A 1,615-nucleotide genomic window follows, 5' to 3' on the forward strand; every position below is an offset into this window, starting at 1 on the left:
CCGTAATCAGCCACCTGGAAGATCGGTGCTTCTTCGTCCTTGTTGATCGCAACGATCACTTTGGAGTCCTTCATACCAGCCAAATGCTGGATCGCGCCGGAGATACCGACCGCGATGTACAGCTGTGGCGCCACGATCTTGCCGGTCTGGCCGACCTGCATATCGTTGGGTACGAAGCCTGCGTCGACTGCCGCGCGCGAAGCGCCGACCGCCGCGCCCAGCTTGTCGGCCAGGGCGTACAGGTGCTTGAAGTTGTCACCGTTCTGCATGCCACGCCCGCCGGAAACGACGATCTTGGCAGCGGTCAGCTCAGGACGATCCGACTTGGCCAGCTCTTCGCCAACAAAGCTGGAAGTGCCAGCATCGTGAGCAGCAGCAACTGCTTCAACGGCAGCCGAACCACCTTCGGCGGCAACCGGGTCGAAACCGGTGGCACGCACGGTGATGACTTTGACGGCAGCAGTCGATTGCACGGTGGCAATGGCGTTACCGGCGTAGATCGGGCGCTTGAAGGTATCGGCGCTTTCGACCGAAACGATCTCGGAGATCTGGTCAACGTCCAACTGCGCGGCAACGCGTGGCAGGATGTTTTTGCCGTTGGAGGTGGCAGCAGCCAGGATGTGGCTGTAGCCAGCGCCACCCGCCTCTAAACCAAGAGCAGCAATCAGAGGGGCAACGTTTTCCGGCAGCTGGTGCGCGTAGGCAGCGTTGTCAGCCAGCAGTACTTTGCTCACGCCAGCTACTTTTGCTGCGGCTTCAGCCACGGCGCCAGCGCCTTGACCGGCGACCAGTACGTGGATGTCGCCACCGATTTTAGCGGCGGCAGCCACGGTGTTCAGGGTGGCCGGGGCCAGCACCTTGTTGTCGTGTTCGGCGATTACCAAGATAGTCATGATCAGATTACCTTCGCTTCGTTTTTCAGTTTCTCGACCAGTTCAGCCACCGACTTGACCTTGATGCCCGCGCTGCGTGCAGCCGGCGCTTCAACTTTGACGGTCTTGTTGGTAGAGGCGGTGGAAACGCCCAAAGCATCCGGAGTCAGCACTTCAAGCGGCTTCTTCTTGGCTTTCATGATGTTTGGCAGGGACGCATAACGCGGCTCGTTCAAACGCAGGTCGGTGGTGACGATGGCTGGCAGTTTCAGGGAAACCGTCTGCGCGCCGCCGTCGATTTCGCGGGTCACGGCAACGCTGTCGCCACTGACTTCGACTTTGGAAGCGAAGGTGCCCTGGCCGTAACCGGTCAGAGCAGCCAGCATCTGGCCGGTCTGGTTGTTGTCGCTGTCGATGGCCTGTTTGCCAAGGATCACCAGTTGCGGCTGTTCCTTGTCGACAACGGCCTTGAGCAACTTGGCAACGGCCAGGGAGGTCAGTTCTTCAGCGGATTCGACGAGCACGGCGCGGTCGGCACCCAATGCCAGGGCGGTACGCAGCTGCTCTTGAGCAGTGGTTGGACCGATGGAAACGACGACGATTTCAGTCGCAACACCTTTTTCTTTCAGGCGTACGGCTTCTTCCACGGCGATTTCGCAGAAGGGGTTCATCGACATTTTGACGTTAGCCAGATCGACGCCGGAATTGTCCGCCTTGACGCGAACTTTCACGTTGTAATCGAC

The 1,615-nt window shown here is 59.5% G+C and carries 2 protein-coding genes; both read right to left on the bottom strand.

Going from position 1 to position 1,615, the window contains the following annotated elements; translation table 11 throughout:
- The coding region (locus HBO09_RS28570; protein WP_170061067.1) for an FAD-binding protein at window positions 1-893 on the bottom strand (893 nt) is incomplete at its 3' end.
- A gap of 2 nt (window positions 894-895) precedes the next feature.
- The coding region (locus HBO09_RS28575) for an electron transfer flavoprotein subunit beta/FixA family protein (protein ID WP_170061068.1) at window positions 896-1,615 on the bottom strand (720 nt) is incomplete at its 5' end.

The organism is Pseudomonas sp. WS 5027, from assembly GCF_012985695.1.
Taxonomy (GTDB): Bacteria; Pseudomonadota; Gammaproteobacteria; order Pseudomonadales; family Pseudomonadaceae; genus Aquipseudomonas; species Aquipseudomonas hygromyciniae.